The organism is Plantibacter flavus, from assembly GCF_051487245.1.
Taxonomy (GTDB): domain Bacteria; phylum Actinomycetota; class Actinomycetes; order Actinomycetales; family Microbacteriaceae; genus Plantibacter; species Plantibacter flavus_B.
The window spans coordinates 216,209-242,997 of sequence record NZ_JAHVDH010000006.1; the positions used below are offsets into that span (position 1 = coordinate 216,209).

Sequence of the window (26,789 nt, forward strand, 5' to 3'; positions counted from 1 at the left end):
GTGGACGGTCGGTGGTGCGGGTGCGGCTATTCGGATCCAGGTCCGCCGAGCGCCGCCTCGTACAAGGCGATGAGGCGGGTCGTCTGCGTCGACTGCCGGAGGGTGTGCGCGAGCTCTGGCGCCACGACCGGCGCCGTGCCCGACACGATCTCGGCGACCGCCTGGCGCAATGCCTCTGCGAGCGCCTCGACGCTGCCGTCGGCGGGCTGCCAGATCGATTCCGCCGGAAGCTCGGCCGCGATGTTCGGGTCGCTGACGATCGGCGGGGTGCCGAGCGCGGCAGCCTCGAAGACGGTCATGCCCTGGGTCTCGAAGCCGATCGAGGTCTGGACGAGGGCGTCGGCGTCGGCGATGGCACGGAGCGAGTCCTGGTAGGAGACGCGACCGACGAAGACCACGTGGTCCGCGAGGTCGTGCTCGGCCACGAACGCCTGCGCCTTCCCGAGCAGGAGCCCCGCGCCGTAGAGGCGGAACACCGCGTCGACCCTCGCGAGACGGACTGCCTCGAGGAACTCCATGAGCCGCTTCTCGTGGCTGAACCGCCCGATCCAGACGAACGACGGCAGGCTGTGCGGTGCGGTCGGTTCCGCAGCGCGTTCGGCGAGGATCTCGTCGAGGACGGCGTCGTCCACGCCCGTCGACAGCACCTCTGCGTCACCCGTCACGCCGTTCTCCCGGAGCACCCGCGCGAAGTGGTGGGAGGGCGCGATGACGACCGCCGCACGCTTCGCGAACTCCTGCAGGTACGCCCAGACGCCGGTCGGCAGCGTGGAGAGCCGCGGCTTCAGCACCCGGTGCTGCCACCAGCTCAAGGCACCGATGACGAGCTGGGGCGCCGGCATCGTCTCCTCGATACCGACATCCATGCGGTTGTGCATGGTGTGGATGGCGGGGATGCCGTGGCGTTCGGCATACCGGTAGGCGGTGATGGCCTGCCAGAAGTCGGCCTGCACGTGCACGACGTCGACGGGCGGGAGCGCGGCCAGCCGGGCGTCGAGCCAGCGGTCGGTGAGGCGCCCCGGGACCGTCATCGCGTACTCGCGGTCGAGCGTGATCGGCATGGAGGGGGTGTCGAGGTAGTTCGGGTCGTCGTCGTGCGCCTGGTGCATGCGCGGCGAGCACACGGTCACGGTGTGACCTGCCGCTTCGAGGAACCGGCGCTGCAGTCGGATCGACACCTGCGCCCCGCCGGACGACTCGGGATGCTGGTCGCTGAAGACGAGGATGTGCATGGTCCCCAAGGCTACCCGCCCTCACTGAGTCGCCCGGAACTGCGCGTTTTCCGGCGATGTTCGAACCGTTCCGGGCGACTCAGGGAGTACGGGACGGCTTCGCGGCGTTCGTGAGGAACGACGCGGCGAACACGACGACGAGCACGACGACGATCGCACCGCGGAGGCCCACATGCTCGCCGATGAACCCGAGCAGCGGCGGCCCCACGAGGAACGCGACGTACCCGGCGGAGGCGACGGCGCCGACGGTCGTCGTCGGGTCGTCGCTCTCCCCCGCGGCCGACAGGGTGACGGGGAAGCCGAGCGCGGCACCGAGACCCCAGAGGACGACCGCGAGCCCTGCGACCACGACGTTGTCGGAGAAGATGACGAGCGCGATGCCGACGGCCGACACGAGGGCGCTCACGCGGAGCACCATCGCCTTGCCGAAGCGGTCGATGAGTGGTTCGCCGGAGAAGCGACCGATCGTCATCGCGAGCGCGAAGGCCGCGAACACCATCGACCCGACGGCCGCGGTCGTACCGTGCCCGTCGACCATGATGAGCGGGAGCCAGTCTCCGGCCGCGCCCTCGGCGAGCGCGAGCGCGAGGACGATGAGGCCGAGGAAGACGACGCGCTGCTGCTTCCACACCGCGAGCTGGGCGCGGATACCCGGCGCTCCCCCGGTGCCCGGTGCCTGGCGTCCGGTCTCCGAGGGGACCTTCGGGATCGCCCAGGCCATCGCGGCGATCGCGATACCCGCGACGACGAGCAGGTGGATCCACACCGGGAACGCGATCGCCGTCAGCACGATGCCTGCGACGGCCCCGATGACGGAGCCCAGGCTGTAGCAGCCGTGCAGCACCGGCAGGATCGAGCGGCCGGAGGCGTGCTCGATGGCCGCACCCTCGATGTTGATCGCGATCTCCGCGAGCCCGAAGCCGAGCCCGATCCCGATCAGTCCGAGGAACACGCCGACCCCTTGGCCCGCACTCGCCATGACGGACAGCAGCACGAGGCCGGTGATGAACGACGCACCGCCGAAGAGGATCGGGCGGCGCGCACCGAAGCGCCGGACGAGTGCCGCCGAGCTGAGGATGCCGGTCATCGAGCCGACCGAGATGCCGAACAGGATGAGACCCATCTCGGCCGTGCTCGCATGCACGAGGTCGCGGATCGCGGGCGTGCGCACGATGAACGACGACAGGCCGATGCCGATCGTCAGCATGAAGAGGAAGATCGCCGCCCGTCGACGGCGCAGCGGGCCGGACAGCGCCGGACGTGGGATCGCCTGGCCGGCGCGCGTACTCATACCTCGACCCTATTGGGCGAAACGCTCCCCTTTCACCGCATGACGCAGGTGATTGTTCAGGCCTCGTCGAGGACGGCGACGATCGACTCCTGCAGGTAGCCGAGCCAGGCGTAGATCGCTATCATCAACTGCGGGTCCTGCTCGTCGTCGTCGCTCGCGGGCGGGGGCTCGAACGGCTCGGTGTCGTCATCGATGCCGAGGCGGGCGGCGATGGTCAACCGTGTGTCGTTGAGGAACCGGAGCCAGGTCCACGCGGTGTCGCCAGCGAGCGTGACGGCAGCACCGTCCTCATGGCCCGGCGGGATGTCTCCGGGTGCCTGGGCGTCCCGCCCGGTTGCGGTGAGCGCGTCGAGCACGGTCTGCGCGGCGCTCACCTTGCCGCCGACGAGGTCGTCTGCGGTGAATCGACGGAACTCCTCAGCCGCCTCCGGATCGTCGCGGTAGCCCTCAGGGACGAGCCGCGCCATCGCGGGGTCGAGTTGCACGGCCGCTGCGATGCCTGCTCGGGTCGCGTCTTCGAGCATCTCCACGAGCTGCTCGGCGAGCTGACTCAGGATGGAGGTCTCCTGCTCGTCGAGCCGCAGCACGACGGGTCCCTCGGCGGGTCGGACGAACGCGCTCACGCGTCGGCCTTCGCCATCGACGCCCAGAGCCCGTAGCCGTGCATGGCCTCGACGTGCCGCTCCATCGCCTCACGGTTGCCGGTCGCGACGACGGCCCGACCCTCGTGGTGTACCGCGAGCATGAGTCGTTCGGCTTCCTCGTGCGTGTAGCCGAAGTAGCTGCGGAAGACGAGCGAGACGTACGACATGAGGTTCACCGGGTCGTTCCACACGATGGTGACCCAGGGCTGCATCGTGAGCGTCGTCTCGTCGACGATCGGCTGGTCGAGGATCTGCGCCATCCCTCAAGCCTGCCACGTCTCGCTGTGTCCGGGGCGAGTGGAACGGCCGACCTCGAACGTGTCCAGCGCCCAGTCCGGCACGTCGCCGGTGAGGTTCCGCGCGACGGCGCACACTCAGATCGGCATCGACGGCCCGCCCGCCACGGTCCGCGACTGACGCAGCGGCAGCACCACGGTGAACGTCGAGCCACGCCCCGCCCGACTCGCGACGCCGATCCGCCCCTCGTGCGCCTCCACGATCGACTTGACGATCGACAGGCCGAGGCCGACGCCCGGAAGCGCGTCATCGCGAACCGCACGCGCACGGAAGAAGCGGTCGAAGAGCTGGCGCTGGTCGTCCGGCGAGATCCCGATGCCGGTGTCGACGACGTCCAGTTGGCAGGCGTCGCCGGTCACGGTGAGCGTCAGTGTCACCCGCCCACCGCTCGGCGTGTACTTCACCGCGTTGGACAACAGGTTGTCGACGACCTGGCGGAGTCGCCCGGCGTCGCCGTCGAGCTCGACGAGAGCGGGCAGCTCTGTTCGCACGGCCACGCCGGCGTCTGACGCACGCGGCAGGATCGCGGCGGCGCTCTCGCGCGCGACCGCCGCCAGGTCGACCCGCCCGATCCGCACCCGCATCTCCGCGTCACCCGCAGCGAGCAGGTCGCCGATGATCGCGTAGAGCTGTTCCGCGTTGCGCTGGATGGTCGCGACCTCGCGATCGAGCCCGAGCGCCTGGAGGTCGTGCCCTTCGGACAGGAGGTCGAGGTAGCCGATGATCGAGGTGAGCGGCGTGCGCAGTTCGTGCGAGACGGCGATGAGGAACTCTTCCCGCACCGCGACGGCGTTCGCGAGGTCGGTGACGTCGTGGCCGACCGTCATGGTGCCGACGAACGTTCCGTCGGCGGTGTGCACCTGGCGGGCGTTGCCGATGAGCGCCCGCTGGTTCCCCGGCTCGCCGATCCAGTACAACTGCCCACGGAAGCTCTCGCCGCGCAACGCACGGTTCACGACCTGGTCGGCCGCCGGCATCTTCGTTCGTCGATCGGGTCCGTACACGTGGACGCCGGACTTCGTCGCGCGGTCGTATCCGGCCAGTTCCGCCTGCTCGTACGTGGCCTGGTTCCGCAGGGCGACCGTGCCGTCCGGGCGGAAGAACGCGACGGCGGCGTCGACCGATTCGGCGACCGTCGTCGCCACCGCCGCCGCCTCCGTTGCTGCCGCGAGGGCGATGCGTGCCCGGTCCTCGTGCGCGCGGAGCTGGCGCGCCCCGAGGTAGACGGTCACGGAGATGACGAGCACGAGTGCCGGGATGAGGAGGATCGCACCCCACCCTCCCGGGGTGGTCGGCCACGAACCCGAGCGGGCGACCGGGATGAGCGAGGTGAAGACGGTCCCGAGGACGGCGACGGGGACGGCCGAGACGCCGAACCCGCCCGAGAGCCACAACACCGGGACGACGATCAACAGACCGGAAGTGGGCAGGTTCGGGATGGTGTCGCGGAAGAACGCCACCGCGAGGATGTCGATCGTCGGCACGAGCACGAGCAGACCGCGCAGCCCGCCCGAGCTCGGCACGGCGAACAGGAGCGAGGTCGCGGCGGCAGTGAGGGCGAGGCCCAGGAGGAACTCCGGTGACAGGAGCGTCCAGCAGTCGGTGAAGGCGAGGTAGCCCCCCAGGAGGAGCACCGTCGCGATGAACGCGAACTGCGCGCCCGAGAACAGGTGGGCCGAACGCGGTGGGGCCACGGCGGCAGGCGGCACGGTGATCCCGGAGGTGGCAGCGGCGTCGACCGTGGGGACGGGACGCACTGTTCGTCGCTCTGCCATCGTCGCTCCTGATCGGGCCGAGGCCGTTTCAGTCACGGCGGTCATCCCGAACTGTACCGGGTGACCGGCGTGCCGTCGTGCGCTCAGACCCGGCGGAGAGCGGCGCCTGGGGCGTCACGTTCGATCGGAGGCTTCGGCGGATACACCCAGGTGACCATGACCACGGAGATCATCATGAGCAGGAACCACGACACGAGCTTCGTCAGGGGGACGAGCTGCCAGCCGTCCTCCTGGTTGGGGTAGAGCCAGGCGCCCGTGACCGTCCCGATGTTCTCGGCGATCCAGATGAAGCATGCGACGAGCAGGAATGAGAGCAACACAGGCATGCGGTGGGTGCCACGGAACACCCGGTAGTGCATCATCGTGCGGGCGAACACGACGAGCACCGCGGCCAGCAGCACCCAGCGGAGGTCGACGATGTAGTGCTGGCTGAAGAAGTTGACGTAGATGCCGGCCGCGATCAGCGTCGTGAGCCACACCCGTGGATAGCGGTCGAACCGGAGATCGAACAGTCGGTACACCCGCACCATGTACGAACCGACCGCCGCATACATGAAGCCCGTGTAGAGCGGCACGGCGCCGAGGTGCAGCACTCCCCCGCCGTCGTACTCCCACGAACCGACGCCGGTCTTGAACAGCTCCATGCCGGTGCCGACGATGTGGAACAGGACGATCACCCAGAGCTCGCGGCCCGTCTCGAGCCGTGTCGCGATCATCACCACCTGGATGGCGATCGCCGCGATGACGAGGGCGTCGTTGCGGGCGAGCCACACGTCGTCCGGGTACCAGAGCCTGGCGGCGACGATGACGACGAGCATGGCGGCGCCGAAGATGCACGCCCACGCCTGCTTCGCCCCGAACACGAGGAACTCGACGAGTCTCGCGCGGCCTCCACCCGAAGGAGCGTCGCGCAGGAGCCGGTTCGCACGGCTGTCGATCCACCGTTCGACGGCGGTGAGCTCGTGCCGATCCGCCGGTGCGGCCGCCCGCGGGGGCAGCTCGGCGGGCGTGGTCGGCTCGGGCATCGGGCCAGCATACGTGAGGCGGGAGCGCGGAACCCGGGCATCCCCCGTCAGCTCCGCCGTGCGCGGGCGAGGCCGTGCACTGAGCGCGCTCAGACGGCAGGATGGAGGGGGAGGAAAGGTGGGTCGGATGACCGAGTTGGAAGAGATCACCCAGGCATGGACGACGATCGAGCGAGTGCTCGCGGAGCACCTGCCAGAGGTGCTGCCGACCCTGCGGCCCGGGGCGAGCGATGCGACCATCGCCCGTCTGGAACACGAGGTCGGCCCGCTCCCCGAGGCGCTGATCGCGAGCTTGCGCATCCATGACGGTCAGGACAACCCCACGCGCTTGCTCGACGTGTACGACCACCTGACATTCCTCAGCGTCGACGCGATGCTCGAAGACCACCAGATGCGCATCGATGTCCACGGCGACGACGTGGACTCGACCGACTACTCCTGGATGACGCCGGACCGGGTCCGCACCATACCGAACAGCCGAGGATGGCTCCGATTCACGGACTCCGAGGGCCTTGGCCATGTCGTCGACCTCGACCCGCTCCCGAACGGTGAGCGCGGTCAAGTGATCTGGTGGCCGGTCGACGGCCCGACGCCGGTGCCCGTCGCACAGTCCTACGGGGCGTGGCTGACCGATCTGGCACGGCGGCTGGAGGCCGGGGAGTTCACCGTCGACGAGGAAGAGGGTCTGTGGCTCGATCCTGAGGCGACGACCTGACCGTCGACGCCGTCGCGGCCGGGGAAGGACCGTCTAGCGCCGGCGCGAGACGGTGACGGTGAACTTCTGGTTGCGGCCCAGTTGCTCGGTCGGGCCGACGATGCGCTCGAGCGCCTGGCGGTACCCGAGGTGGGAGTTCCAGACGACGGCGAGCGTTCCCCCGGGTCGCAGGACGCGCTGGGCGTCGGCGAAGAGGTCGAGGGCGACACCCGTGTGCACGGTGGTGCCCGTGTGGAACGGCGGGTTCAGGACGATGAGGTCGGCCGAGGCGTCGGGTTGGACCGACAGCCCGTCGTCGCGGACCACCGTGATGCGTTCGGCGAGACGCAGGTCATCGCGGTCGTTCGCGGCGATCGTCGCGGTGGTCGAGGCGACCGCCGACGCCGACTGGTCGGTCGCGATCACACGGATGTCCGGTCTCGCCTGCGCGAGCGACACCGCGAGGACGCCCGTGCCGCAACCGAGGTCGATCGCGACCTCGGCGTCGGGGACGATCTCCGGCAGGTATCCGAGGAGGAAGCGGGTGCCGATGTCGAGCTTGGTTCCGGCGAAGGCCGCACCCGCCGCGACGATCGTCAGTCCGACGTCGTCGTGACGCTCGCTGCGGAGCGTGACTGCCTCGGCGCCGCCCGCCGCATCCGGGTCGTCGGCGGAGGCCGAGGCACCCGGGGCGGCAGAGGTCGCGATGGGGTCGCTGGCTCGCAGCACCCGGGACTTCTGACGGGCGAGGCTCGCCGTGACCGTGCCGAAGCTGCGCTCGAGTACCTCGGTCATCGCGGGCGTCAGGTGCTTGACCCGGGCGCCGGCGAACACGCGCACCTCGGGGGCGGCCCAGCGTGCGATGGCTGAGGCGATCTCCGCAAGGGCGTCGAGGTGTTTCGGCAGCTGGACGAGCACGAGCGTCGCCCCCGACAGCACGTCCTCACCGAGCGGGAGGGTGCGGTACGTGCGGCCCAGACCGAAGGCCTTCGCGTTGGCGGCGAGCGCCCGTTCACCCACGAGGGCGTCCTGGTGCACGCGCACATCGGTGGCTCCGAGGAGCGCGACGGCCCCGAGTGTGAGCGCCCCGTAGTGGTCGCCGATCACGACCACGCTGCCGGGCGCGGGAGCGTCGCCGCCTGATCCGAGCAGGGCGTCAGCTGCGAGCGCCGCTGCTGCTTCGTCGAGCAGGAGGCGGTCGGTCGCGTCGGAGGCGAAGAGGTTGGCTGCCTCGTGGTCGGGGTGGCGGCGGAGTGCGTCGAATGAGAACTCGGGCATCGTCCCAGCCTAACGACCTGTCCAGTGTGCCCGTTCCGTCGTCCCGCCTGGCGACGGAGGAACGTCCGCGCTCGGCGCTACGGGCTCGGAACAGCCGCGATGGCGTCGATCTCGACGAGCGCGCCCGGACGGGCGGGCGAGACGGCCAGCACGGTGACGGCCGTGCGTCGGCCGCCCCACACGGTCGCCGTCGCCGCGTAGCCGTCACTCGGGTCGATGCCCGGGGCGAGGTAGATGGTGAGCTTGGCGACGTGTTCAGGGCCGGAACCCGCCTCTGCGAGCACCGTGAGCACGTTGCGGAGCGCCTGTTCCGTCTGCGGTCCGAGGCCGTCGAGCAACCTCCCCTCGGCGTCGACACCGTTCTGCCCTCCGACGTACAGGGTGCGTCCCGCCGGCAGGATCATCCCCTGCGCGAACGCAGGACTCCGGTACATGCCGGCCGGGTCGACACTGATCGCCTCTTCCATCCCTCCATGATGCGCGCGTGCGTTCCGGATGGCTAGACCTCCGACGCATCCGCCGCTCGTCCGCCCCTGATCGGGGCGAACCAGGCCTCGTTTGCTCGAAGGTGGGCGAACGGACGGCTCAGGCCGAGCGGCCGGCTCGTCGAGAGGCCCTGCTCGGCTTCTCCGCCTTGACGGCCCGCAGCACCGCCGGGAAGATCAGGGCGCCGAGCCCGGCGGACACGAACAGGTTCACGACGGTCGCGATCGCGATCCCCTGCCCGAAGGCCCGCACCGTCTCGATGCCGCTCGCGTCGTCGGCGCGGACCGAGGCGATCGCGCCGAACACGATGAAGACGCTGATGAGCGCGAACACGAGTTGCAACGGCACGGTCGCCCACATCCCCCAGTGCGTCACCGCGCCGGCCCGCTTCACACCGTGGGTGCGCAGCAGGCGGAGGCTGAGTGCGACACCGCCGAGGAACGCCACGACGCCGACCGCCACGTAGCCCCACACCCACACGCCGAAGGGCGGTGACAGGAACAGCAGCACGAATCCGAACGCCCGTGCGAAGCCGTCGACCCACTCGGCTTCGCCCGCACCGAACAGCACACCGAACAGCACGGGAGCGCCGATGACGACGAGGGCGATGAGCGGGAGCACCGCGGCGATCACGCCGAAGTACATCAGCGGGTACGCGAGCGCCCCGGCCAGCCTCGCCCCACGACGACGACGCGCGGTCGCGGGCGCCGTCTCGCCTCGGCTCGCCTCAGGGGTTGACGTTCCGGGCAGGGGCGTCCCGGGCGTCAGCGATCCGGTCGGGGCGGTCATGCTCCAACCCTACGCGGCAAGCGGGCGCACGGACCCGCTCAACCTCGGGCGGGTGCGCGATGTCCCTCTGTCCGGTGTCGGCGGCCGGGCGTAGCGTTTGCGCATGAGCGAACCACGAAGCTACCCGCTGGGTGTCACCTCCTGGATCGACCTCGAGTCGTCCGAGCTCGACGCCGCCATGTCCTTCTACGGCGCCCTGTTCGGCTGGACGTTCGAGCAGGCGACGCCACCCCAGGCGCCGCTCCGCTATGTCATCGCGAAGCTCGACGGCGCAGACGTCGCCGGGTTCGGCGAGCTCGGCACTGAAGACACCGATGGCGACGCCGCGGTGCGCGCGAGATGGAACACCTATGTCGCCGTCGACGACATCGAGGCCACCTGCGCAGCGGTACTGGCTGCGGGAGGCACGATCATCGACCCCCCGACGCCTGCCGGCGAGGCCGGCATCAGCGCCGTGTGCCTGGATCCGGCCGGCGTGCGGTTCTGCCTCTGGCAGGCGAAGTGGCGGCTCGGCGCCCAGGCCGTGAACGTGCCGGGCGGCTGGAACTTCAGCGACCTCCACGCGGCCGACCTCGCTGCGTCGCAGGACTTCTACCGACAGGTGTTCCCCTGGCGGTTCGTCGACATGGGCTTCGCGACCGTGATCCAGGTGCCGGGTTATGGCGAGCACCTGGCGGCGACGAGTGATCCCGACATCTTCGAGCGCCAGGCGGGCGTCGCACCGGAGGGGTTCGTCGACGTCATCGGCAGCATCCTCCCGGCAGGCTCCTCCGAGCCGCACTGGCAGGTCGTGTTCGCCATCGCGGATCGCGATGAGACCCAGCAGCGCGCCGTCGCTCTCGGGGCGGAGGTGCTGGGCGTCGAGCAGAACCGCTGGACGAAGGACGTCCTCCTCCGAGACCCCCAGGGCGCGATCGTCCGGGCGAGCCAGTTCGCGCCCTCAGACCGCTAGGCCCTCACAGACGCGCCAGGCGTCGTCATTCAGAGGGAATGACGACGCCGGGCGCGTTCTGATGATCTCTAGTTGTGCTCGGCAGGGCGCCAGACGACGACCTCGGTGCGACGACGCGTGCGAGTGCCGCTGCGGAGCGGTACGACGCCGCCCTCCATGCCGGCTGCGAAGACGCGGTTGCCGGGCGAGCGCAGGAGGGCGTCAGCGAGGGCGTGCTCGAGTTCGCGCACCCGGCCCTGGAGGGACGCGACCTCGTTCTCCAGCGTCAGGATTCGGGAGATGCCCTCGAGGCTGACACCCTCGGCACTCAACCGGGCGACCTCACGCAGCTGGGCGATGTCGCGCATCGAGTACCGGCGCGACTTTCCGGCAGTACGCGTCGGGGACACGAGTCCCAGACGGTCGTACTGCCGGAGCGTCTGCGGGTGGAGCCCGGCGAGCTCGGACGCCATCGCGATGGCGAAGATCGGCGACCGCTCGTCCATGCTCCCTACCCTTCCGTGTGCTTCCGCTTAACCCTTTGCCCGTGCGAGGAGTTCGTCGCGCGGGTTGTCCTTCGGCTCCAACTCGTGGAACCGTTCGAGTGCTTCCTTGGCCTCGCCGCCGAGGTGTGCGGGAACGACGATCTGGACGACGGCGAGGAGGTCGCCGGTGCCCTTCGTCGTCGCGACACCGCGGCCCTTGACCCGGAGGACACGGCCCGACGGCGTACCCGGGGCGACCCGCAGCTTGACGGGGTCGCCGCCGAGCGTCGGAACCTCGATCGTCGCGCCGAGCGCAGCCTCCACGAAGGTGACCGGCACGGTCACGCGGAGGTTCAGGCCGTCGCGTTCGAACACGGGATGCTTACGGACACTCACGGTGACCACGATATCGCCGGGCTCGCCGCCGTCAGGACTCGCCTGACCCTTGCCGCGAAGTCTGATCTTCTGCCCATCGGACACTCCCGCCGGGATCTTCACCTTGATGGTGCGACCCTCGGAGGTCTGCAGGGAGATCGTGTCTCCCTTGGTCGCCGTGATGAAGTCGATCGTCGTGTGCGCCGAGATGTCGCGTCCGGGCGTCGGCCCGCCGTAGCCGCGGTAGCCGCCGGTCGTCTGGCCGAAGCCTCCCTGACCGAACATGCCGCCGAGGATGTCCTCATAGCCCTGCGGCGCCTGCTGGTAGCTGTAGCTCTGACGACCACCGCCAGCACCACCACCGAACATCGTGCCGAAGACGTCCTCGAAGCCACCCTGCCCGCCACCGGAACCCGGGGCGGTGAAGCGTGCCCCACCGCCCATGGCACGCACGGCGTCGTACTCCTTGCGCTGCTCCGGGTCGGAGAGCACCGAGTGCGCCTCGCTGATCTCCTTGAACTTCGCTTCGGCCTTCGCATCGCCCGGGTTGGAGTCCGGGTGGTACTGACGCGCGAGCTTCCGGTAGGTCTTCTTGAGGTCAGCGGCCGTCACATCCTTCTTGACGCCGAGGACCTTGTAGAAGTCCTTGTCGAACCAGTCTTGACTCGCCATGGCTAGCTCGCCGGGACCGCGACGACCACCTTCGCGGCACGCAGCAGGGTGGACCCGAGCGTGTACCCGGTCTCCACGACGTCGAGGACGGTCTCGCCCTCGGCGCCCGGCGTGGGCTGCTGGAAGATGGCCTCGTGCACGTTCGGGTCGAAGGTCTCGCCGACCGCACCGAAGGGCTTGAGGCCGAGTTTCTCGGCGGCGCCACGGAGCTTGGCCGCGATCTGGGAGAACGGGGCGTCGCCGTCGAGGTCGCCGTGCTTCTCAGCACGGTCGAGGTCGTCGAGCACCGGCAGGAGGACCTTGGCGACCTCGCCGGTGGTGCGCTCGCGCTCCACCTCGCGGCCGGCCTCGGTGCGCTTGCGGTAGTTCGCGTACTCGGCGGTGACCCGCTGCAGGTCCTCGAGGCGTTCTGCAGCGAGCTTCTCGGCGGGCGAGAAGTCGCCCTGGATGGGCTCCTCGGGAGCGGCGTTGAGGATGTCCTCGACGGTCAACTCCTCGTCGGAGGCGGAGTCGTCAGCGGAGGCGGCAGGTGCGCCCGAGGGGCCGGCCGCGTCTGCGGCCTGCCCCTCGGTGCCAGGCTGACGAACCTCGCCGGTCTCCGGGTCGATGTGATCTTCCGGGTTCTGGTTCTGGTTCGCGTCAGTCATGGTTACTTCTTGTCCTTGTCGTCTTCGTCCTCGACGACCTCGGCATCCACGACGTCCTCATCGGACGCGGTGTCCTCCGCGGGCGCCTCGGTGCCTTCGGCCGACTCGGCTGCCTGCGCCTGAGCGTAGATGGCCTCGCCGAGCTTGACCTGGCTCTCGTTGAGCTTGTCGAACGCGGTCTTCACCGCGTCCTCGTCCTCACCGGCGAGCGCGCTCTTCAGGGCGTCGACGTCGCCCTGGACGTCGGTCTTGACGTCCTCGGGCAGCTTGTCGTCGTTCTCCTTGATGAGCTTGTCGATCGAGTAGGCGAGCTGCTCGGCGCTGTTGCGGACCTCAGCCTGCTCACGGCGGGCCTTGTCGTCGGCCGCGTGCTCTTCAGCCTCGCGGACCATGCGCTCGATGTCCTCCTTGCCGAGCGAGGAGCCACCGGTGATCGTCATCGACTGCTCCTTGCCGGTGCCCTTGTCCTTGGCGGACACGTGCACGATGCCGTTGGCGTCGATGTCGAAGGTGACCTCGACCTGCGGCACACCGCGCGGAGCCGGAGCGATACCGGTCAGCTCGAAGGTGCCGAGGTTCTTGTTGTCGCGGGTGAACTCGCGCTCACCCTGGAAGACCTGGATCGCGACGGACGGCTGGTTGTCGTCTGCCGTGGTGAAGGTCTCGCTGCGCTTGGTCGGGATGGCGGTGTTGCGCTCGATGAGCTTCGTCATGATGCCACCCTTGGTCTCGATACCGAGCGAGAGCGGGGTCACGTCGATGAGCAGGACGTCCTTGCGCTCACCCTTCAGCACACCGGCCTGGAGGGCTGCGCCGACGGCGACGACCTCGTCAGGGTTGACGCCCTTGTTGGGCTCCTGACCACCGGTGAGCTTCTTCACGAGCTCGGCGACGGCCGGCATACGCGTCGAACCACCGACGAGCACGACGTGTGCGATGTCGGAGACCTTCACGCCGGCTTCGGCGATGACGTCGTTGAACGGCTTGCGAGTGCGCTCGAGGAGGTCGTGGGTGAGCTCTTCGAACTTCGCGCGGCTGAGCGTCTCGTCCAGGTTCGCCGGGCCGTTCTCCGTGAGGGAGAGGTACGGGAGCTGGATGGAGGTCGACATCGAGGAGCTGAGCTCCTTCTTCGCCTGCTCAGCGGCCTCCTTGAGGCGCTGCTTCGCGATCTTGTCGCCCGAGACGTCGACACCGGTCGAGTCCTTGAAGCGCTTGATCAGGTAGTCGACGACACGCTGGTCCCAGTCGTCTCCACCGAGGCGGTTGTCACCGGAGGTGGAACGCACCTGGATGGTGGAGAAGTCGTCGTCCTTGCCCACTTCGAGGAGCGAGACGTCGAAGGTACCGCCACCGAGGTCGAAGACGAGGATGAGCTCGTCCTCCTTGCCGCGGTCGAGGCCGTAGGCCAGGGCTGCTGCGGTCGGCTCGTTGATGATGCGGAGCACGTTGAGGCCTGCGACCTCACCGGCCTCCTTCGTGGCCTGACGCTCGGCGTCGTTGAAGTACGCGGGGACGGTGATGACCGCGTCGGTCACCGTGTCGCCCAGGTACTGCTCGGCGTCGCGCTTCAGCTTCGCGAGGATGCGGGCCGACAGCTCCTGCGGCGTGTACTTCTTGCCGTCGACATCGAACTTCCAGTCGGTGCCCATGTGGCGCTTGACGCTCGCGATGGTGCGGTCGACGTTGGTGACGGCCTGGCGCTTCGCGGTCTCGCCGACGAGCACCTCGCCGTCCTTCGTGAAGGCGACCACCGACGGGGTGGTGCGGAAGCCTTCGGCGTTGGCGATGACGGTGGGTTCTCCACCTTCGAGGACGGCGACCACCGAGTTGGTGGTACCGAGGTCGATGCCTACTGCACGTGCCATGTGTTGGTTCTCCTTGTGTTGGCTGCCGGTTCAGAGTTCGTCGATCCGGCCGGCCTGCGGCGATCCTGCACTGCCGCTTCCGGCCGATTCGACGAGCTCGGCACCGAGCTGATTGGATGGGTGTTCCTGGTGGTTCATCAAGACTTGAGCCTCGATGACTCAATGCTACCGAAGGCGATTTCCTTCGTCAAGAAAGTTGAGCCTCAGCGACTCAACTCTCAGCGGATGGCCAGACTGCGACGGTGTCACGACGGGAAACGGGCCCGCGCATCTGCACGATGCACGGACCCGTTGCGACGATTCCCGACGACTACGCGGCCTGCACCAGGTCCGCAGCGGACTCGGTGACGACGATCGCGCCGTCGACTGCGTCGACCCGGACGACGACACCCTCGCCGACCCCTCCGGCCACGACGAGCTCCGCGATGCGGTCGTCGACCTCGCGCTGGATGAGGCGCCGAAGCGGGCGGGCACCGTACTCGGGCTCGTAGCCGAGCTCGGCGAGCAACGCCAGCGCAGCGGGCGTCGCCTCGAACGCGGCACCGCGGGCGGCGAGGCGTTCCGTCGTGCGTCCGAGCATGAGCCCGACGATCTCCTGGAGCTGCGCCTGGTCCAGCTTCCTGAACAGCACGATCTCATCGATGCGGTTGAGGAACTCCGGCCGCATGGCCTCACGCAGCTTGCCCATGACACGGGCCCGCAGCGCCTCCTCCGAGCCGAAGCCCGTCGGGTCGTCCGCTCCTCCGGCGACGAAGCCCATCGCGCCGGAACGCGACGCGAGGAACTCGGATCCGAGGTTCGAGGTCATCACGATGACGGTGTTGCGGAAGTCGACCGTTCGCCCCTGACCGTCGGTGAGACGGCCGTCGTCGAGCACCTGCAGCAGCAGGTTGAAGACGTCGGGGTGGGCCTTCTCGATCTCGTCGAAGAGCACCACCGAGTACGGGTTGCGGCGCACGCGCTCCGTCAACTGACCGGCCTCGTCGTACCCGACGTAGCCGGGAGGGGAACCGACGAGCCGCGACACCGTGTGACGTTCGCCGAACTCACTCATGTCGAAGCGCAGCACGTTCTCAGCACCAGAGTTCGTCGACGACGCGAACAGCGAGCCCGCGAGCGCCTTCGCGAGCTCCGTCTTGCCGACACCCGTGGGGCCGAGGAAGAGGAAGCTGCCGACGGGACGGTTCGCGTCGCCCATGCCCGTGCGATTGCGGCGCACAGCCTTGGCGACGGCCGTGACGGCATCATGCTGCCCGATGACGCGGGCGTGGAGTTCGCCCTCGAGGTCGGCGAGGCGCTCGCGCTCGCCCTCGGTGAGACGGCTGACCGGGATGCCGGTGGCACGGGAGACGACCCCCGCGATCTGCGCCTCGTCGACGACGGCACTGCTGTCGAGGCGGGCGCCTGGGCCCGCCGACGCCTCGTCGAGCTTCGCCTGCACCGCGGTGATCTCGTCACGGATCCGCGACGCCTCCTCGTAGTGCTCAGCGGACACCGCAGCATTCTTCGCCCCTTCGAGCGTCGCGAGCTCCTCGACGAGGGCACTCACGTCGACGGCGTTCCCGAGGCGCAGACGCAGCCGCGCTCCGGCCTGGTCGATCAGGTCGATCGCCTTGTCGGGGAGCACGCGGTCGGGCAGGTAGCGCGCCGAGAGTTCGACAGCGGCACGCAGGGCGTCATCGGTGAAGCGCACCGCGTGGTGCTCCTCGTAGGCGTCGCGGAGACCGTCGAGGATGAGGACGGCGTCCTCGATCGACGGTTCGCCGATGCGCACCGGCTGGAAGCGACGCTCGAGCGCCGGGTCCTTCTCGATGCCGCGGTATTCGCGGAGCGTGGTGGCGCCGACCAGGTGCAGTTCACCTCGGGCCAGGCGCGGCTTCAGGATGTTGCCTGCATCCATACCGCCCTCCCCGGAACCGCCCGCGCCGACGACCGTGTGCACCTCGTCGATGAAGACGATGAGCTCGGACCGGTTCGCGGCGATCTCGTCGAGGAGCCCCGTGAGGCGCTCCTCGAAGTCACCGCGGTAGCGGGTGCCCGCGAGCATGGCAGGCAGGTCGAGGGACACGACGCGCTTCTCGCGCAGCTGCTCCGGCACGTTGCCGTCGACGATCGCCTGCGCGAGGCCTTCGACGACGGCGGTCTTGCCGACGCCGGCCTCGCCGACGAGCACCGGGTTGTTCTTGGTGCGGCGCGAGAGGATCTCGATGGTCTGCTCGATCTCCTCACTCCGGCCGATCACGGGGTCGAGGGATCCACCGGCGGCGAGCGCCGTGAGGTCCGTGCCGAACCGGTCGAGCATCGGGGTGTCGGAGTCGGCGTCCTCGGCCTCATCGTCGACCGCACCGCCATCGGCCGACACGCCGGCGTCGCCCATCGTCTGCCGCATGCCCTGCGTCAGGGCGTCGGCGGTCACGCCGGCACGGGCCAGGACCTCACCCGACGGCGAATCCTGGTTGATGACGAGAGCGAAAAAGAGGTGTTCGGGGTCGACGTAGGTCGAGCCGGCTGCACGAGCCACCTGGTAGGCGTGGAACAGGGCGCGCTGAGCGGACGGCGTGATCGCCGGGTCCTTCACGCTCGGCGACGAGGCCTGCGGGAGGCGCTGCTCGGCGGCGCGCGCGATGGCCTTGGGGTCGACGCCGAGGCGGGCGACAGCGTCCTTGGCTGGCTCCTCGCTCACGATGACGCGCAGGATGTGGAGCGCGTCGAGTTCGTTCTGACCGCGTTCGAGGGCGAAGCGGCCGGCGCGCTGCAGGATCTCCTGCGTGCGGGCGGTGAGGAAGCGGCTGAGGTCGATGGTGCGGGCGGAACGAGCCCGTTCACCCTCGAGGTAGCGGGCGAGGAAGTCGTCGAACGACGACGATCCGCCGTCTGCAGCGGCGCTGTCCGGAGTGCGATCTTCGGGCACGTGAACCTCCTGGATTCAAACTTGAGTGTCTTGCGCTCAAGTTCAACGCGTCGGCCTCGTTCCTATTCCCGGTCGCCGATCCCGACTCAGCACATCCCCAGCATCCACAACTCCTGCTGCGGTTCGCGTGCGGCGCGGCTCGGGCTCACCGTGTCCGGATCCAGCCCGGATTGCAGGAGTTGTGCGGCCAGGCGAGGCGCTACCCACCGTTCACCGGGCGGCACTAGCCTCAGACCATGAGCACGACTCCGCCCGGCGGCACCGACGACTCCGGCATCAACGGCACCGAGGGCGAGCCACGCCTCGGCGCCCGCCCCCGCAACTTCCCACCGCCGCCACTGGTCAGCCCCGATGCGGCGGCGGCGACCGTCGACCTCGACACCTCCACCGTCGCGGCAGTGAAGGCGCAGTCGGCGCGGAAGGGTCGCATCTTCGCTTGGAGCCTCTGGGACTGGGGATCGGCGTCGTTCAACGCGGTCGTCACGACCTTCGTGTTCACGGTCTACCTCACCAGCAGCTCCTTCGGCGAGGAGGCGGCCGTCTCGGCGTCACTCGGCTGGGCGCTGGCCGCAGCAGGACTCCTCATCGCCGTGCTCGCCCCGGTCGTCGGCCAACGCTCCGACGCCGGCGGCCGCCGCAAGTTCTGGCTCGGCTTCAACACCTACGTCGTCGTCGCCGTGACGGCGCTCCTGTTCTTCGTCGCACCGGATCCGAACTTCCTCTGGCTCGGGCTCGTCCTCCTCGCCGTCGGCAACATCGTGTTCGAGTTCGCCGGCGTGAACTACAACGCGATGCTCGCGCAGGTGTCGACCCCGACCTCCATCGGCAAGGTGTCCGGGCTCGGCTGGGGCATGGGCTACATCGGTGGGATCGTCCTGCTCCTGATCGTGTACTTCGGCTTCATCTCCCCCGAGGTCGGCTTGTTCGGCGTGACGAGCGAGAACGGCATGGACGTCCGCGTCGCCATGCTCATCTCCGCCGCCTGGTTCGGGATCTTCGCGCTCCCCGTCCTGTTCGCGGTGCCCGAGTACCACGCGCCGAAGGCCGTCGCCCAGCCGCATGTCGGGTTCTTCGCCTCGTACGGGCTGCTCGCGAAGAGCATCGCCGAGCTCTGGCGCGACAGCCGCCAGACCCTCTACTTCCTCCTCGCGAGCGCCGTGTTCCGCGACGGGCTCGCCGGTGTCTTCACCTTCGGCGGCGTGCTGGCGGCGGGCACGTTCGGGTTCTCTCCGAGTCAGGTCATCATCTTCGCGATCGCCGCGAACGTCGTCGCCGGCGTCGCGACGATCACCGTCGGCCTCCTCGACGACAAGGTGGGCCCGAAGCCCGTCATCGTCGCCTCGCTCATCGGCCTCGTCGTCGCCGGCAGCGCCGTGTTCCTCTTCCATGAGGGCGGTACGACCGTCTTCTGGGTCTTCGGTCTCATGCTGTGCCTGTTCGTCGGCCCCGCGCAGTCCGCGAGCCGCTCGTTCCTCGCGCGCATCATCCCGGAGGGACGGGAGGGCGAGGTCTTCGGCCTCTACGCCACCACGGGGCGCGCGGTCTCGTTCCTGGCACCGACGGCGTTCGCAGTGTTCGTGACCCTCGGCGGCGAGCAGTTCTGGGGCATCCTCGGCATCGTGCTGGTCCTCCTCATCGGACTCGGCCTGCTGCTGCCGGTGCACGCGAAGCAGGGCAAGCTCACGCACCGGAGCTAGGCGATCCGCTGCCGTGGCTTGATTTCGTAATTACGGAATTTATACACTGGGGCGATGACCAGCAGCGATACGGACGACCTCGAGGCACGGGTACGGCGACTCGAGGCCGCCGTGTTCCCGAAGGCGTCCGATGCGACGCTCACCGCTCCGAGCACCACCGAAGGGGCCGCGGTCGCCGCCGACGAGCCGTTCTGGGCCCTCCGTGGCCTCGAGCAGCGCACCGCCGACCTCGACCACGGAGCAGTGCTCTTCACCGGTTCGGTGCGCACCGCCGCAGGCCCCGTGCAGTGGCAGTACGCCCGTACGACGGACGATCTCCTCGAGCTCGCGGCAACCGGCGCGGAGGACTCGCACCTCACCACGACGGCCGCGCGCTTCGCAGCGATCGGCTCACCCGTCCGCCTGCACCTCCTCCTCGCCGTCGCGAACGGCACGACCGCGCTCACGGACCTGGCCGCGCTCGACGGCATCGGAACCACCGGCCAGGTCTACCACCACGTGCGCGTGCTCACGACGGCCGGCTGGTTGCAGGCCGCCGGCAGAGGCCGCGTGACGATCCCGTCGACGCGGGTCGTGCCGTTGCTCGCCGCCATCGCCGCCATGGAATGACCGAGAAAGGACCGCACGCATGTCTCCATCGAAGCGCCCCAGGACCGCGCGAACCATCTCCGTCGTCGCCGCTGTCTGCACGGCGGCCGCCCTGATCATCGGGCTCTCCGTCCGCCCCGGCCCGTCGAAGCTGCCCGCCGAAGCGACCGGCGACCAGGACCTGGCCGCGACCGTCCGCGAGCTGACCGGCGACCATCGGAAGGCCCTCATCGCCGTCGTCGTCTCGCCTGACGGCACCCGCACGGCGACGATCGGGGCGGATACCGACACCCGATTCGAGATCGGCTCGATCAGCAAGGCGTTCACCGGGCTCCTCCTCGCGGACGCCATCGAGCGCGGTGACGTGACGTCGGACACCCGAGTCGGGGACCTGCTCGACCTCGGTGACGCACCGGTGGCCGACGTCACGCTCGAACAGCTCGCGACGCACAGCTCCGGGCTCCCCCGCCTGCCCCTCGACGTCGCGACCTTCGCATCCTCCGCGTGGTTCGCCCTGACCACGAGCAACCCCTACGGAGAATCCGTCGAGCAGATGCTCTCCCAGGCGAAGGCCGCATCGCTCGACACCCCGGCAGGCACCTACTCGAACCTCGGCTTCGAACTCCTCGGCGCGGCCCTCGGTGCCGCGTCAGGCACGAGCTACGACGAACTGCTGCAAGAGCGGATCACCGAGCCGCTCGGGCTGACCGCCACCGCACCGGTCGCCGACGACGCCGGACTCGGCCCAGCCGACCTGCTCGGCGAGACCGCTGGCGGCCGCGAGGCGGCAGCCTGGACGGGCCAGGCCCTCGGACCGGCCGGGGGCATCCGCTCCAACATCTCCGACCTCGCAACCTTCGCGGAGAGCCTGGTGGACGGTTCGACACCGGGGCTCGACGCACTGGAGACCCGGCGCGAACTCGGGGATTCGGAGATCGGATACGCCTGGATCACCGACCGCGAGGTGATCGACGGCGACGACCTCGTCTGGCACAACGGTGCGACCGGCGGCTTCGCCTCGTTCATCGGAGTCGTCCCCGAGGCAGGGACAGCCGTCGTCCTCGTCTCGGCGACCCAGGAGTCCGTCGATGCCGCCGGAGTCGCCCTCCTCGAGCGGATCGGAGCGGAACGATGATGGACATCCTGATCCCCGCAGTCGTCTTCCTCGTCGTCGCGTTCTTCGTGGGTGTGCAGCTCTCCAGGGCCTGGAGCACGGGTCGATGGGCGGCGAGCGACCGGTATCACCTCATCACGAGCGCTGTCGACAGTATCGTGGCACTCGCGCTCGTCCGAGCGGTCGCGACGCCGGTCGGTGTGTGGTCATGGGTGTGGGTGGTCGCCGTCGCTGCTGTCGGTTTCGGGATCGCCGGTGCAGCCCTCCGCTGGCGGGATGTGCCCTGGCACGCGCCCAAACCGAAGCGGACGCTCGACGCGGACGGCGTCGAGCAGGAGTCGACCGGTCCCTCCAACCCGCGCGGCCGTCAGACCATGGCAGGCGCCTACGCGCTCGTCGGCGCCGCCGTCGTCGCGCTCTGCTGGTAGGCACCGGAGATCCGCACCACAGCAGGACGTGTGCTCGCGAAACACCTGCTGTGGCGCTGATCTCCGAGTGTCACGCAGTCGGAGCCACGAGCCCCTTCCGCAGGGTGACGTTGCCGTACTTCCGCGTCTCACCCGTTCGGATCACGAGGAACGCGTTCGCCGCTTCCTCGTAGTAGGCGAAGCGGTCCACGAACCGCACCGCGGCCCGCGTCGTCCCGGCGGCCTCGATCAGCTCCTGCTGGACATCGAGCACCGTACCGTCGGCACTCGTCATGAGGTCGAGCACGGGTTCGTCGTCGAGCGGGATGACGGTCCGCACCGCCCGCAGCACCTCGGGCGTGCTGAGCGTCGGCAGCACGACCAGACGCGAGGACAACCGTGCCGCCGGGAAGTGGGCGTCGGCGACGACCACGGCGTCCGAATGGCCCATCGCGTCCAGGTGCAGCAGCAGTTCGCCGCTCAGGATGGGGTCGATCCCTGTCAACATCGTGACCTCCTCGTCGGTGTTGCGTTGTGTGCTGGGTGGGTGTTGCGATCCGGTCAGGCGCGGTGGCCGCCGAGCGGCGCGAGTCGGTAGACGGCGGCCGCGGTACCGCCGCGCAGCGACTGCTGTTCGGCCAGCGAGAGTTCGTCGACGAGCTCCGACAGGCCCGACCACACCGGCACGTATCCGCCGCTCGTGATGGTGATCGGCCAATCGCCGCCGAGCATCAGCCGATGGGGGCCGAACGCGTCGAGTGCCACCTCCCATGCACGGCGGGCGTCGGCCGCTGCGAACGGACGATCGGCGGTGCTCAGCCCGGACACCTTGGCGACGGTGTTGGGGAGGGCTGCGGCCGCCGCGAGCTCGGCCCTCCACCGCTCGAAGCCTTCGGTGCTGGCCGGTGGTTTGCCGAGGTGGTCGATCACGACCGTGAGACCGTCCTCGCTCGCGGCGAGTGCTGTGGCGTCGGCGAGCAGGCGCGGGAATCCGTCGGGGATGTCGAGGGGGAGGCCGCGTGCTGCGAGCATCGACGCGAGCGAGCGCCCGTCGGAGGTGAGCAGCAGACCGTCGCGCGGATCGTCGTGCAGGAGTTGCCGCACACCGCAGAACCGCGGGTGATCGGCCCACCGATCCAGGAGCGCTGCAGCCCGCGCGCCGTCGTCGATCGGCACCCAACCGACGACGCCCATGACCCAGTCGTTCGTGTCGGCCGTCGCCAGCAGGAACGCCGTGTCGTCCGCGGTGTCGTCGGCCTGCACGAGGATCGCTCCGTCCACTCCTGCCGCGTCGAGTTCCGCACGCGCCGCAGCCGCCGTGAAGCTCGCGTGGAGCGGGCCGGTGATGCCATCGAGCCAGCCGTAACCACCGGCGCCGAGCTCCCACAGGTGCAGGTGCGAATCGATCACGGACATCAGCCGAGCAGCCCAGCACGCTCGAGCTCGGTCCAGAAGCCCTCCGGGATCACCGCGCTTGCGCGCTCGACGTTCTGCACGATCTGCTCAGGGCGCGAGGCGCCGACCGCGACCGACCGCACTGCTGGATGACGCAGCGGGAACTGGAGGGCGGCCGATGGCAGCTCCACGCCGAAGCGTTCGCACACCGACGCGATCTCGACCGCGCGGTCGAAGACCGCCGCAGGCACCGCCCCGTACTCGTACCGGCCGCCGGAGTCCGGCACGGCGCGGGCGAGGAGGCCGGAATTGAACACCGAGGCGGCGACGACGCCGACCCCGTGCTCCACGCAGGCCGGCAGCACCTCGGCTCCGGCCGGCTGCTCGGCGAGTGTGTAGCGACCGGCGATCATGATGAGGTCCGTGAGCCCCGTGCGGACGGCCGCCAGCAGCGCTCCGACGTCCATCGAACCGATGCCCACCGAGCCCACCAAGCCTTCGTCGCGCAACGCGGCGAGCGCCGGGATGCCCGACGAGACGCCCGCCTCGGGCTCGTGCCGCTCCGGATCGTGGAGGTACAGCACGTCCACCCGGTCCAGGCCGAGCCGCTCGAGGGATTCGTCGAGGGAGCGTCGGACACCGGCCTCACTCGCATCCCACTCCCGCCGGAGCGTCGCGGGGACAGCGAAGTCGTTGGCCGTGTCGAGGGTGCCCTCTCCGTCCGGGTTCGGCACGAGGAGACGGCCGACCTTGGTCGACAGCACGTACTCGTGGCGCGGCTTGGTCTGCAGGAAGGCCCCGAGGCGGCGCTCGGACAGGCCGAGGCCGTAGTGCGGTGCGGTGTCGTAGAAGCGGATACCGCTCTCCCACGCGGCGTCGAGGACGGCCCAGGCCTCCTCGTCGCTCAGCGCACGGTACAGGTTGCCGAGGTTCGCTGCTCCGTAGGCGAGGCGCGGTACGGTCAACTCACTCATGAGCGGTGGATGCCAGCTCGGCTGGAACCTCGGCTCGGAACGTGAACTCCGCGATGGACGAGGCGAGCATCTCCGATCCGCCGCCCGGCACGAGCGGCGCGCGGTAGCGACCTGCGACGATCTCGACCGGGGCCACGAAGTGCTCGTGGAGGTGGTCGACGAATTCGATCATCCGTCCATCCTCGCTGCCCGAGACGGCGACGAAGTCGAACATCGACAGGTGCTGCACCGCCTCGCAGAGTCCGACGCCACCGGCATGGGGGCAGACGGGCACGCCGAACTTCGCGGCGAGCAGCAGGATCGTCACGTTCTCGTTGACTCCGGCGACGCGGGTCGAGTCGATCTGCAGGATCTGCAGGGCGTCCGCCTGGAGGAACTGCTTGAACATGATGCGGTTGGCCATGTGCTCGCCCGTCGCAACGGGGATCGGGGCGATGCCACGGGCGATGGCCGCGTGCCCGAGGACGTCGTCGGGGCTCGTCGGCTCCTCGATCCAGGCGGGGTCGAACGGCGCGAGCTGTGCCATCCAGTCGATCGCCTCGGCGACGTCCCAGCGCTGGTTGGCGTCGACGGCGATGCGGATGTCCGGCCCGACGGCGTTCCGGGCGATGCCGAGTCGGCGGACGTCGTCGGAGACGCTGCCACCGACCTTGAGCTTGATCTGCGCGAACCCGTCGGCCACGGCCTCCCGGCACAGACGGTCGAGCTTCGCATCGGAGTAGCCGAGCCAGCCCGGGGTCGTCGTGTACGCGGGGTACCCGGCGGCGAGGAGCGCCTCGGTCCGGGCGGCGCGACCAGGCTCCGCGCGCCGCAGGATGTCGAGCGCGTCCTCGGGGGTGAGGACGTCGCTCAGGTAGCGGAAGTCGACGAGCTCGACGAGCTGCTCCGGGGTCATGTTCGCGAGGAGCTGCCAGAGCGGCAGACCGGCGCGCTTTGCCTTGAGGTCCCAGAGCGCGTTGACGACTGCGCCGATCGCCATGTGCATGACGCCCTTCTCCGGGCCGAGCCAGCGCAGCTGCGAGTCGTAGACGAGTTCCTTCCAGAACGCGCCGAGCGAGTCGAGGACCGGCTCGACCTCCCGACCGAGCAGGTGGCTTCGCAGCGCGTCGATCGCCGCGACCTCGACGTCGTTGCCCCGACCGATGGTGAAGACGAAGCCGTGACCCTCGAGCCCGTCGTCGGCATCCGTGACGAGGCGCAGATATGCGGCCGAGTAGTCGGGGTCCGGGTTCATGGCGTCCGAGCCGTCGAGGCTGGTCGAGGTCGGGAACCGGACGTCGTGCGTCTCGAATCCGATGATGGTACTCACGTCGGCGTGCTCCTTACGATGGTGATGCGAGCATAAACATCCGATGTCTGGTCTGTCAATCTCTCCTCGCAGAGGATTTCACCGCCCAAATCGGATGCGGTTCGAGCTAGAGTTCAGATGTTATCGGCTACGAAGCCGGGCCTCAGGCAGCTGCGGACCCCGGCGCACCCGGAAGGACCAGCATGCGATTCGCCAGACTCGGCACCGTGGACGCGGAGATCCCCGTCGTCTTCGACGGCACCGGCACCACCGCCTACGACCTCCGCTCGATCACGGGCGACATCGACGGCCACTTCCTCGCCGGCGGCGGAGTCGAACGGGTGCGCGCAGCCCTCGAAGCAGGCTCACTGCCCGCACTCGACGGCGCGGACGACCTCCGCATCGGCGCCCCGATCGCCCGCCCGAGCGCCGTCATCTGCATCGGCATGAACTACGCGGCACACGCCGCCGAGTCCGGCTCTGCACCGCCGGAGATCCCCATCATGTTCCTGAAGACGCCCAACACGGTGGTCGGGCCGAACGACGACGTCCGCATCCCCCGCGGCAGCACGAAGACCGATTGGGAGGTCGAGCTCGGCGTCGTCATCGGCGAGCGCACCGCATACCTCGACAGTCCGGCCCAGGCACGCAGTCGCATCGCCGGCTTTGTGACCGCCAACGACGTCTCGGAACGCGACTTCCAGATGGCGGCGAGCGGTGGACAGTGGTCGAAGGGCAAGTGCGCACCGGGCTTCAACCCGACGGGGCCATGGCTCGTCACCGCAGACGAGGTCGACCCCGGTGCGCTCCGTCTGCAGAGCTGGGTGAACGGCGAGCCGCGCCAGGACTCGAACACCGCCGACCTCATCTTCGACGTCGACACCGTCATCTGGCACCTCAGCCAGTACGTGCAGCTGGAGCCCGGAGACCTCGTCCTCACCGGTACCCCGGAGGGCGTCGCACTGTCCGGCCGGTTCCCGTACCTCTCCCCCGGTGACGTGTGCGAGGTCGAGATCGAAGGACTCGGTCGCCAACGTCAGCGCTTCACCGAACCGGTCCCCGGCGTCGCACCCGCCGCGAAGCCCGCCGAGGCGCTCGGAGCGCGCGCGTGAGCGCCACGGCGGCTCGCCCCGGTGAGTTCGCCGGGCTCGTCGCCGTCGTGACGGGCGGCGCATCGGGCATCGGGGCGGCGATCGTTGACCGGTTGGCCGCGGACGGTGCGAGCGTCGCGATCCTCGACCTCAATCCGTCGACCGCCGCGGACTCGGCGACCCGCCTCTCCGTACAGGCGGACGTGGCCGACGACGCATCCGTGCGCGCAGCCGTCGACGCAGTGGTCGCACACTTCGGGCGGATCGACATCGTCGTGAACAACGCCGGTATCGGAGCGCAGGGCAGCGTCGAGGACAACAGCGACGAGGAGTGGCACCGGGTGTTCGACATCAACGTGGTGGGCATGGCCCGGGTGACGCGAGCAGCCCTGCCGCACCTGCGCGAGTCACCGTCGGCCGCCGTCGTCAACACGGCCTCCATCGCGGCGACCGCCGGACTCCCCCAGCGCGCCCTGTACTCCGCGACGAAGGGCGCCGTGCTGGCGCTCACGCGCGCGATGGCCGCCGATCACCTCCGCGAGGGCGTCCGCGTGAACTGCGTGAGCCCCGGTACTGCGGACACCCCGTGGATCGGTCGTCTGCTGGAGTCGGCTGCAGACCCGGTGGCCGAGCGCGCCGCCCTCGAGGCCCGGCAGCCGCACGGCCGACTCGTCTCGGCCGATGAGGTCGCCGGTGCGGTCGCCTATCTGGCGAGCCCGCGCTCCGGATCCACCACAGGCGTCTCCCTCGCCGTCGACGGCGGCATGCACGAGCTCCGCCTCCGCCCGGAGTAGCCACCGTCCGTCTCTCCCGACGCCCCCCCAGAACCCACCCCCCA

26 protein-coding genes are annotated in these 26,789 nt (G+C 69.5%); 8 read left to right on the plus strand and 18 right to left on the minus strand.

The genetic code is table 11. The annotated features are described in order from the left end of the window. Nucleotides 1-26: 26 nt before the first annotated feature. The 6 genes from KXS11_RS16445 to KXS11_RS16470 form a co-directional block, all read right to left on the minus strand. Complete coding sequence (locus KXS11_RS16445) at nt 27-1,232, minus strand: glycosyltransferase (RefSeq protein WP_437386708.1); 1,206 nt, start codon at nt 1,230-1,232, stop codon at nt 27-29. A gap of 79 nt (nt 1,233-1,311) precedes the next feature. After that, nucleotides 1,312-2,523, minus strand: coding sequence for an MFS transporter (locus tag KXS11_RS16450; RefSeq protein ID WP_437386709.1), 1,212 nt, complete (start codon nt 2,521-2,523; stop codon nt 1,312-1,314). Between the two features lie 56 nt (nt 2,524-2,579). Beyond that, on the minus strand, nt 2,580-3,146 hold the full coding sequence (locus tag KXS11_RS16455; protein ID WP_437386710.1) for a DUF2017 family protein: 567 nt from the start codon (nt 3,144-3,146) through the stop codon (nt 2,580-2,582). Further along, nucleotides 3,143-3,427 (minus strand): ATP-dependent Clp protease adapter ClpS, encoded by a 285-nt coding sequence (gene clpS / locus KXS11_RS16460; RefSeq protein ID WP_437386711.1) that lies wholly within the window; start codon nt 3,425-3,427, stop codon nt 3,143-3,145. Before clpS ends, KXS11_RS16455 begins: the two co-directional genes overlap by 4 nt. A 114-nt stretch (nt 3,428-3,541) precedes the next feature. Continuing rightward, nucleotides 3,542-5,239 carry a sensor histidine kinase gene (locus KXS11_RS16465; protein WP_437386712.1) on the minus strand — a complete coding sequence of 566 codons (1,698 nt, stop codon included), beginning with the start codon at nt 5,237-5,239 and terminating at the stop codon, nt 3,542-3,544. An 83-nt stretch (nt 5,240-5,322) separates the two neighbouring features. Further along, entirely contained in the window at nt 5,323-6,264 is a 942-nt protein-coding gene (locus KXS11_RS16470) for a DUF817 domain-containing protein (RefSeq protein WP_437386713.1), read from the minus strand. A gap of 127 nt (nt 6,265-6,391) precedes the next feature. Between KXS11_RS16470 and KXS11_RS16475 the strand changes: the two genes are divergently transcribed. Then, complete coding sequence (locus KXS11_RS16475) at nt 6,392-6,979, plus strand: SMI1/KNR4 family protein (RefSeq protein WP_437386714.1); 588 nt, start codon at nt 6,392-6,394, stop codon at nt 6,977-6,979. A 33-nt stretch (nt 6,980-7,012) separates the two neighbouring features. On the opposite strand, the gene KXS11_RS16480 is transcribed toward KXS11_RS16475, so the two are convergent. From KXS11_RS16480 to KXS11_RS16490, 3 genes are all read right to left on the minus strand, one after another. Further along, complete coding sequence (locus KXS11_RS16480; RefSeq protein ID WP_437386715.1) at nt 7,013-8,236, minus strand: class I SAM-dependent methyltransferase; 1,224 nt, start codon at nt 8,234-8,236, stop codon at nt 7,013-7,015. Between the two features lie 77 nt (nt 8,237-8,313). Beyond that, nucleotides 8,314-8,703 (minus strand): RidA family protein, encoded by a 390-nt coding sequence (locus KXS11_RS16485; protein WP_437386716.1) that lies wholly within the window; start codon nt 8,701-8,703, stop codon nt 8,314-8,316. A gap of 118 nt (nt 8,704-8,821) precedes the next feature. Beyond that, nucleotides 8,822-9,511 carry a hypothetical protein gene (locus KXS11_RS16490; RefSeq protein WP_437386717.1) on the minus strand — a complete coding sequence of 230 codons (690 nt, stop codon included), beginning with the start codon at nt 9,509-9,511 and terminating at the stop codon, nt 8,822-8,824. 103 nt (nt 9,512-9,614) lie between these two features. On the opposite strand from KXS11_RS16490, the gene KXS11_RS16495 reads away from it, so the two are divergent. After that, nucleotides 9,615-10,463: a VOC family protein gene (locus KXS11_RS16495; protein ID WP_437386718.1), complete on the plus strand. Its 849-nt coding sequence runs from the start codon at nt 9,615-9,617 to the stop codon at nt 10,461-10,463. A gap of 68 nt (nt 10,464-10,531) precedes the next feature. Here the strand turns inward: KXS11_RS16495 and KXS11_RS16500 are convergent, their stop codons facing one another. The 5 genes from KXS11_RS16500 to KXS11_RS16520 form a co-directional block, all read right to left on the minus strand. Further along, nucleotides 10,532-10,948: a heat shock protein transcriptional repressor HspR gene (locus KXS11_RS16500; RefSeq protein ID WP_437386719.1), complete on the minus strand. Its 417-nt coding sequence runs from the start codon at nt 10,946-10,948 to the stop codon at nt 10,532-10,534. Nucleotides 10,949-10,975: 27 nt separating this feature from the next. Further along, nucleotides 10,976-11,974, minus strand: coding sequence for a DnaJ C-terminal domain-containing protein (locus KXS11_RS16505; RefSeq protein ID WP_437386720.1), 999 nt, complete (start codon nt 11,972-11,974; stop codon nt 10,976-10,978). 2 nt (nt 11,975-11,976) lie between these two features. Continuing rightward, nucleotides 11,977-12,621, minus strand: coding sequence for a nucleotide exchange factor GrpE (locus tag KXS11_RS16510; protein WP_437386721.1), 645 nt, complete (start codon nt 12,619-12,621; stop codon nt 11,977-11,979). 2 nt (nt 12,622-12,623) lie between these two features. Then, nucleotides 12,624-14,486, minus strand: a complete 1,863-nt coding sequence (gene dnaK, locus KXS11_RS16515) for a molecular chaperone DnaK (protein WP_437386722.1) — start codon at nt 14,484-14,486, stop codon at nt 12,624-12,626. 310 nt (nt 14,487-14,796) lie between these two features. After that, nucleotides 14,797-17,397: an ATP-dependent Clp protease ATP-binding subunit gene (locus tag KXS11_RS16520; protein ID WP_437386723.1), complete on the minus strand. Its 2,601-nt coding sequence runs from the start codon at nt 17,395-17,397 to the stop codon at nt 14,797-14,799. 236 nt (nt 17,398-17,633) lie between these two features. Between KXS11_RS16520 and KXS11_RS16525 the strand changes: the two genes are divergently transcribed. The 4 genes from KXS11_RS16525 to KXS11_RS16540 are packed head-to-tail and all read left to right on the plus strand — an operon-like array spanning nt 17,634 to nt 21,224. Further along, on the plus strand, nt 17,634-19,094 hold the full coding sequence (locus KXS11_RS16525) for an MFS transporter (protein ID WP_437386724.1): 1,461 nt from the start codon (nt 17,634-17,636) through the stop codon (nt 19,092-19,094). A 54-nt stretch (nt 19,095-19,148) separates the two neighbouring features. Further along, complete coding sequence (locus tag KXS11_RS16530) at nt 19,149-19,703, plus strand: ArsR family transcriptional regulator (protein ID WP_437386725.1); 555 nt, start codon at nt 19,149-19,151, stop codon at nt 19,701-19,703. Nucleotides 19,704-19,722: 19 nt separating this feature from the next. Continuing rightward, nucleotides 19,723-20,817, plus strand: coding sequence for a serine hydrolase domain-containing protein (locus KXS11_RS16535; protein WP_437386726.1), 1,095 nt, complete (start codon nt 19,723-19,725; stop codon nt 20,815-20,817). Next, a complete protein-coding gene (locus tag KXS11_RS16540) occupies nt 20,814-21,224 on the plus strand; it encodes a hypothetical protein (RefSeq protein ID WP_437386727.1) in 411 nt (136 codons plus the stop codon). Before KXS11_RS16535 ends, KXS11_RS16540 begins: the two co-directional genes overlap by 4 nt. 70 nt (nt 21,225-21,294) lie before the next feature. Here the strand turns inward: KXS11_RS16540 and KXS11_RS16545 are convergent, their stop codons facing one another. Genes KXS11_RS16545 through KXS11_RS16560 form a run of 4 tightly spaced genes read right to left on the minus strand, consistent with a single transcriptional unit; the run spans nt 21,295 to nt 24,881 of the window. Next, nucleotides 21,295-21,711: an RbsD/FucU family protein gene (locus KXS11_RS16545; protein WP_437386728.1), complete on the minus strand. Its 417-nt coding sequence runs from the start codon at nt 21,709-21,711 to the stop codon at nt 21,295-21,297. A gap of 53 nt (nt 21,712-21,764) precedes the next feature. Next, on the minus strand, nt 21,765-22,619 hold the full coding sequence (locus tag KXS11_RS16550) for an amidohydrolase family protein (RefSeq protein ID WP_437386729.1): 855 nt from the start codon (nt 22,617-22,619) through the stop codon (nt 21,765-21,767). Continuing rightward, the gene (locus KXS11_RS16555; protein WP_437386730.1) at nt 22,619-23,572 is read right to left on the minus strand and encodes an aldo/keto reductase; all 954 of its coding nucleotides are present in this window, start codon (nt 23,570-23,572) and stop codon (nt 22,619-22,621) included. Before KXS11_RS16555 ends, KXS11_RS16550 begins: the two co-directional genes overlap by 1 nt. Next, nucleotides 23,565-24,881 (minus strand): L-fuconate dehydratase, encoded by a 1,317-nt coding sequence (locus KXS11_RS16560; protein ID WP_437386731.1) that lies wholly within the window; start codon nt 24,879-24,881, stop codon nt 23,565-23,567. Before KXS11_RS16560 ends, KXS11_RS16555 begins: the two co-directional genes overlap by 8 nt. A gap of 182 nt (nt 24,882-25,063) precedes the next feature. Between KXS11_RS16560 and KXS11_RS16565 the strand changes: the two genes are divergently transcribed. Beyond that, nucleotides 25,064-25,972 (plus strand): fumarylacetoacetate hydrolase family protein, encoded by a 909-nt coding sequence (locus KXS11_RS16565; RefSeq protein WP_437386732.1) that lies wholly within the window; start codon nt 25,064-25,066, stop codon nt 25,970-25,972. Beyond that, entirely contained in the window at nt 25,969-26,745 is a 777-nt protein-coding gene (locus tag KXS11_RS16570) for an SDR family NAD(P)-dependent oxidoreductase (RefSeq protein ID WP_437386733.1), read from the plus strand. Before KXS11_RS16565 ends, KXS11_RS16570 begins: the two co-directional genes overlap by 4 nt. Nucleotides 26,746-26,789: the final 44 nt, after the last annotated feature.

Excerpts from the sequence above, each read along its gene's own strand:
- KXS11_RS16445 (WP_437386708.1), bottom strand. The coding sequence starts at position 1,232 with ATGCACATCCTCGTCTTCAGCGACCAGCATCCCGAGTCGTCCGGCGGG.
- KXS11_RS16450 (WP_437386709.1), bottom strand. The coding sequence starts at position 2,523 with ATGAGTACGCGCGCCGGCCAGGCGATCCCACGTCCGGCGCTGTCCGGC.
- clpS (WP_437386711.1), bottom strand. The coding sequence starts at position 3,427 with ATGGCGCAGATCCTCGACCAGCCGATCGTCGACGAGACGACGCTCACG.
- KXS11_RS16465 (WP_437386712.1), bottom strand. The coding sequence starts at position 5,239 with ATGGCAGAGCGACGAACAGTGCGTCCCGTCCCCACGGTCGACGCCGCT.
- KXS11_RS16470 (WP_437386713.1), bottom strand. The coding sequence starts at position 6,264 with ATGCCCGAGCCGACCACGCCCGCCGAGCTGCCCCCGCGGGCGGCCGCA.
- KXS11_RS16475 (WP_437386714.1), top strand. The coding sequence starts at position 6,392 with ATGACCGAGTTGGAAGAGATCACCCAGGCATGGACGACGATCGAGCGA.
- KXS11_RS16480 (WP_437386715.1), bottom strand. The coding sequence starts at position 8,236 with ATGCCCGAGTTCTCATTCGACGCACTCCGCCGCCACCCCGACCACGAG.
- KXS11_RS16485 (WP_437386716.1), bottom strand. The coding sequence starts at position 8,703 with ATGGAAGAGGCGATCAGTGTCGACCCGGCCGGCATGTACCGGAGTCCT.
- KXS11_RS16490 (WP_437386717.1), bottom strand. The coding sequence starts at position 9,511 with ATGACCGCCCCGACCGGATCGCTGACGCCCGGGACGCCCCTGCCCGGA.
- KXS11_RS16495 (WP_437386718.1), top strand. The coding sequence starts at position 9,615 with ATGAGCGAACCACGAAGCTACCCGCTGGGTGTCACCTCCTGGATCGAC.
- KXS11_RS16500 (WP_437386719.1), bottom strand. The coding sequence starts at position 10,948 with ATGGACGAGCGGTCGCCGATCTTCGCCATCGCGATGGCGTCCGAGCTC.
- KXS11_RS16505 (WP_437386720.1), bottom strand. The coding sequence starts at position 11,974 with ATGGCGAGTCAAGACTGGTTCGACAAGGACTTCTACAAGGTCCTCGGC.
- KXS11_RS16510 (WP_437386721.1), bottom strand. The coding sequence starts at position 12,621 with ATGACTGACGCGAACCAGAACCAGAACCCGGAAGATCACATCGACCCG.
- dnaK (WP_437386722.1), bottom strand. The coding sequence starts at position 14,486 with ATGGCACGTGCAGTAGGCATCGACCTCGGTACCACCAACTCGGTGGTC.
- KXS11_RS16525 (WP_437386724.1), top strand. The coding sequence starts at position 17,634 with ATGAGCACGACTCCGCCCGGCGGCACCGACGACTCCGGCATCAACGGC.
- KXS11_RS16530 (WP_437386725.1), top strand. The coding sequence starts at position 19,149 with ATGACCAGCAGCGATACGGACGACCTCGAGGCACGGGTACGGCGACTC.
- KXS11_RS16535 (WP_437386726.1), top strand. The coding sequence starts at position 19,723 with ATGTCTCCATCGAAGCGCCCCAGGACCGCGCGAACCATCTCCGTCGTC.
- KXS11_RS16540 (WP_437386727.1), top strand. The coding sequence starts at position 20,814 with ATGATGGACATCCTGATCCCCGCAGTCGTCTTCCTCGTCGTCGCGTTC.
- KXS11_RS16545 (WP_437386728.1), bottom strand. The coding sequence starts at position 21,711 with ATGTTGACAGGGATCGACCCCATCCTGAGCGGCGAACTGCTGCTGCAC.
- KXS11_RS16550 (WP_437386729.1), bottom strand. The coding sequence starts at position 22,619 with ATGTCCGTGATCGATTCGCACCTGCACCTGTGGGAGCTCGGCGCCGGT.
- KXS11_RS16555 (WP_437386730.1), bottom strand. The coding sequence starts at position 23,572 with ATGAGTGAGTTGACCGTACCGCGCCTCGCCTACGGAGCAGCGAACCTC.
- KXS11_RS16565 (WP_437386732.1), top strand. The coding sequence starts at position 25,064 with ATGCGATTCGCCAGACTCGGCACCGTGGACGCGGAGATCCCCGTCGTC.